This is a genomic window from Mycobacterium sp. TH-M116, from assembly GCF_057473685.1.
The window spans coordinates 1-4,268 of sequence record NZ_JBYCLC010000328.1 but is presented as its reverse complement, the minus strand read 5'-3'; the positions used below and the strand labels follow the sequence as shown (position 1 = coordinate 4,268).

Here is a 4,268-nt window from a genome sequence, read left to right as displayed (position 1 = left end):
CCGACATTCCCGGTCCCGACGTGAGCGACCCGGATCGCCATGGGCGGTCTCCGTCCTGAGGTGAACGTTGGAAGGCGTTTCTAGACACTAGTCCATTATTTTTGAGAGACCTACCGTGGCCGGTGTCGGCGCCGGCGCGCAGAATGAGGAGACGGCGATGGCGCAGCGCGAGGACGTGCAGTTCAGCTCCGGCGGTCAGATGATCAGTGCGTGGCTCTACCGGCCCACCGCCGACGGACCGGCGCCGCTACTGGTGATGGCACACGGACTGGGGGCGGTGCGCACCATGCGGCTCGACGCCTACGCCGAACGGTTCAGCGCGGCCGGCTACGCCTGCCTGGTGTTCGACTACCGCAACTTCGGCGACAGCGAGGGCCTGCCCCGCCAGGTGCTCGACGTCGGCATGCAGCTGGCGGACTGGGCGGCGGCGGTGGCCTATGCCCGCACCCTGGACGGCATCGACAACCGACGAATCGTTTTGTGGGGCACATCTTTCAGCGGCGGCCATGTGATCGCGTCGGCGGCCCGGCTGCCGGGCATCGCCGCGGCCGTGGCGCAATGCCCCTTCACCGACGGCCTGGCCTCGGTGCGCACGATCACCAACCCGCTGGCCTCCGCACGCATCTTCGCGCGCGCGGTGCGCGACGTCGTGGCCGGTCGGCTGGGCAGGCCCCCCGTCATGGTCGCCACGGCGGGCCGGCCCGGCGAGGTGGCCCTGATGAACACGCCCGACGCCTACGAGGGCTACTTGCGGCTGGTCCCCGACGGCGCGCGATTGACCAACGAGGTGGCGGCCCGGATCGCGTTGCAGATCATGACCTACCGGCCGGGACGCTACGCGGCCGAGATCGGTTGCCCGATCCTGTTCTGCGTGAGCGAGTTCGACTCGGTGGCGCCCGCGGGTGCCACGCTGCGCCACGTTGCCAGGGCCCCGCGCGGTGAGATCAAGACCTACCCCGAGGGCCATTTCGACATCTACGTCGGCGCCGCGTTCGAACGAGTCGTCGCCGACCAGATCGGCTTCCTCGACGCGCACGTGAAAACCACCGCCCCCTGACTCGCCGGGATGCAGCGCCGGCGGAATCCGCGCCCGATCGCCGTCCAGCGCGTCTGCCGGTCAGCAAGAAAGTGGTTCAGAACAGTGACGCGACAACGTCGCCGGCCACTGCGGCCGCTTCACTGGCCGCCGCAGCGCCGAGATCGGTTCCCAGGCTTGGTATCGCACCACCGAGTTCGCTGATCGCTGCGGTCGCATCGCCCACCGCCGCCGCACCGATGTCGGTGACGAGGTTCTGTATCGCAGCACCGATGTCGTCGATGATCGACAACGGGAGTTGGACCAGTGACGCCGCGACGTTCTCGACACCGGTCACCACCGCATTCTCGAAAGTCGTCGGATCGGCGGTCAAGAACGCCTCGAATATGTCCCACGTCGCGGTTTGCTCCACGATGACCGGGTTGCGCACGTCCACGACCAACTCGGTCAACAGTCCCGGGTTCTGCGGTATCGGGGTCCCGTCCCAGCTGACCAGCGTCCAGCCGTCGGTGGGGTTGCCCTCGATTTCGACGACCCCGCCGTTGGGCAGCAGCGGATACTCGTTGGCATTGATCAACGATTCGATGGCGCGGGGCAAGAAGAAGGCGATGTCCGGGTTTTTGACGTTCAGCAACACCCAGGCGGTGACCGAGGCTTCGCTGTTGAAACCCACGACGGTGATGTCGCCGTTGTTGCTCACCACCGGGTCGGCGATGGCATCGCTGTACATCGTATCGATCGCGCCGGTGAAATTTGCGTCCAGCACGACCCCGTTGGGGTCCTGGCTGGCACCGGGCATCGGGAACAACTCCAAGCCGAACAACGTCCACATGAACTCGGGCAGTTGGTAGAAGACGCCTGCCGGGCCGTGGATCGGATAGCCCGCAAAGATGCCGCTGTCGATCTCGTCGAGCCCCGGTAACACCTGCGGGGTCATGTTCTCCAGCGCGGCGAACGGCGCCGCGGTTTGCATTTCCCGGACGCCCTGGCCTTCGAAAATACCTGCGACGGGACCGAGTTCGGCGAACAGTTGGTTGCCGACGTCGGTGGCCTGTTGATGACCGAGTTCGCTCAGCGGTGCACCGGGATACGCCGGCGACGGGGTGACGAGCTCGTTGTACGGTGCCAGCCGTTGTCCGTGCCGCACGATGTCGATGACGATGTCTTCCTCACCGGCGGTGAGTACGACGCGGGACGCGTCGGCCTCGGGTGACGGCGTGGTTGAGGTCATGACGCCCATGGCGACGAGGATGGCACCCACGGCGGACAACCGGCCGATGATCTGCATGCTGACTGCCTCCTGGGTTGAATGCGATCGGCGCACCGGCGCAGTTCATCGCCTCACAGCAATGACGTGAGGACGTCGGCCGCCAGGGCACCCGCGTCGGCCGCCGCCTGCGCGCCGATACCGGTGAGGAGGTTCTGCAGCGCGGCGACGAGGTCGTCGGCAACTGCCACCGGGAAATCCACGGTGGCCGCGAAGGCGGTCTGCGCGCCGTCGACAAGAGCGGCACCGATCGTGGCCGGATTGCCGCCGAGAACAGCCTCCCAGATGTTCCACAGCGCGAGGTCGATCGGCAGCACCAGGTTGCGGGTGTCGACGAAAAGTTCTGTGGGCAGTCCCGGATTCTGGGGCACGGGTTGGCCGTCCCAGCTGACCAACGTCCAGCCGTCGGTGGGGCTGCCCTCGATTTGAACGACGCCGGTGTTGGGCAGGAAATAGTCGGAGAATCCGTTGGGAATCAGGTGCGATTCGATGATGCGGGGGACGAAGAAGGAGAGATCGGGGTTTTTGACGTTCATCATCGTCCACACGAAGATCGCTGCTTCGCTGTTGAAGCCCACGGCGGTGATGTCGCCGTTGTCACTGACCACCGGGTTGGCGATGGCGTCGGTGTACATCGTGTCGATGGCACCGGTGAACCGTTCGTCGAACGACAATCCGTTCACATCTTGAATGCCGCCCGGGACGGGCAGCCAGGCCAGTCCGAGCGGAGATCCCAACGCCCATCCAGCCGCGATCAGAAAGGCGAGCCGGCCGCCGAGGCTGTTGATCGGGTCCAGCGCGAAGATGCCGCTGTCGATCTCGTTGAGCCCCGGCAACACCTGAGGGGTCATGTTCTCCAGGTCGGCGAATGGCACCGCCGTTCCCATTTCCCGAAGGCCCTGCCCCTCGAACACCCCTGCGACCGGACCGAGCTGGTCGTAGAGCTGCTGTCCGATCTCTTCGGCCTGTTGCTGGCCGAGGTCGCTGAGCGGCGCCCCCGGATAGGCCGGAGAGGGGGTGAGCAGCATGTCGTAGGGGGACTGCATCTGCCCGTGCCGCACGATGTCGATGACGATGTCTTCCTCACCGGCGGTGAGCGCGACATCGGGCACGCGGATCTCCGGCCGGCCGGCCGGGATGGTGAAAGCGATGACGAGGGCGATATCGAGGACAACTCTCCAGCAAATCCCGCCGTACATGCTGCGCTCCTCCTGGCCAGTGGAGCCGTGTGCCGTGTGGACCGTTGGTCACACCTTCGGCTCCGGCCGGGTCACCTGTCTTGACCTTTCAGGACAAAGCTTTGACAATCGGCGACATGTCGATGATCCGGGGGTCGTCGCTGTCGTGTTATCCCGAGCTCGTTCGCGAACTGGGCGGAGATCCGGATCAACTGCTTCGCACGGCGGGTATCCGGGCCCGGGATGCCGCCGACTACGGAGTCCAGCTTCCGGTGCGCGCCGTCCTGCGCGCGGTCGAGTCCGCCGCTGCGGCGACCGCCACGCCGGATTTCGGTCGTCGTCTGGCGCGACGGCAAAGCCTGGAGATCATCGGGCCCGTCGGCGCGGCCGCCCGCACGGCCGCCACCGTGGCCGACGCGCTGACCGTCATCAGCACCTTCATCTCGGCCTACAGCCCCGCCCTCGCGGTCGGAGTGGTGCCGCTGGACAATCGCGATCGACTTTTCCTCAAGTGCGAGCTCCTTCTCGATCGCGTGCCGCACTGTCCGCAGAGCATCGAGTTGTGCCTCGGGGTTTCGCTGGGCGTGCTGCGGTTCCTGCTGGGCGAGAACTACAACCCGATTTCGGTGCATCTGCCGCACGACCCGCTCACCCCGGCGGGCGACTACGTCGACTATTTCGGCTGCAGAGGGTATTTCGCCGAACGCACAACGGGGCTCACCCTCAGAGCCGGAGACCTTCGTCGGCGCATGCACCCGGATCACGTGGCCCACCGGGCGCTCGTCGA

The 4,268-nt window shown here is 66.3% G+C and carries 4 protein-coding genes; 2 read left to right on the top strand and 2 right to left on the bottom strand.

The features are described from left to right. The first annotated feature begins 157 nt into the window (after positions 1-157). Positions 158-1,057: an alpha/beta hydrolase gene (locus AC2VOK_RS16870; RefSeq protein WP_428901508.1), complete on the top strand. Its 900-nt coding sequence runs from the start codon at positions 158-160 to the stop codon at positions 1,055-1,057. A gap of 76 nt (positions 1,058-1,133) precedes the next feature. On the opposite strand, the gene AC2VOK_RS16865 is transcribed toward AC2VOK_RS16870, so the two are convergent. Together AC2VOK_RS16865 and AC2VOK_RS16860 are read right to left on the bottom strand one after the other, a co-directional pair. Next, a complete protein-coding gene (locus AC2VOK_RS16865) occupies positions 1,134-2,324 on the bottom strand; it encodes a histidine phosphatase family protein (RefSeq protein WP_428901507.1) in 1,191 nt (396 codons plus the stop codon). 53 nt (positions 2,325-2,377) lie between these two features. Next, on the bottom strand, positions 2,378-3,502 hold the full coding sequence (locus tag AC2VOK_RS16860; RefSeq protein ID WP_428901506.1) for a histidine phosphatase family protein: 1,125 nt from the start codon (positions 3,500-3,502) through the stop codon (positions 2,378-2,380). A gap of 116 nt (positions 3,503-3,618) precedes the next feature. On the opposite strand from AC2VOK_RS16860, the gene AC2VOK_RS16855 reads away from it, so the two are divergent. Beyond that, positions 3,619-4,268 (top strand): AraC family transcriptional regulator ligand-binding domain-containing protein (locus AC2VOK_RS16855; protein WP_428901505.1); only part of this gene is annotated, 650 nt, incomplete at its 3' end.

Excerpts from the sequence above, each read along its gene's own strand:
- AC2VOK_RS16870 (WP_428901508.1), top strand. The coding sequence starts at position 158 with ATGGCGCAGCGCGAGGACGTGCAGTTCAGCTCCGGCGGTCAGATGATC.
- AC2VOK_RS16865 (WP_428901507.1), bottom strand. The coding sequence starts at position 2,324 with ATGCAGATCATCGGCCGGTTGTCCGCCGTGGGTGCCATCCTCGTCGCC.
- AC2VOK_RS16860 (WP_428901506.1), bottom strand. The coding sequence starts at position 3,502 with ATGTACGGCGGGATTTGCTGGAGAGTTGTCCTCGATATCGCCCTCGTC.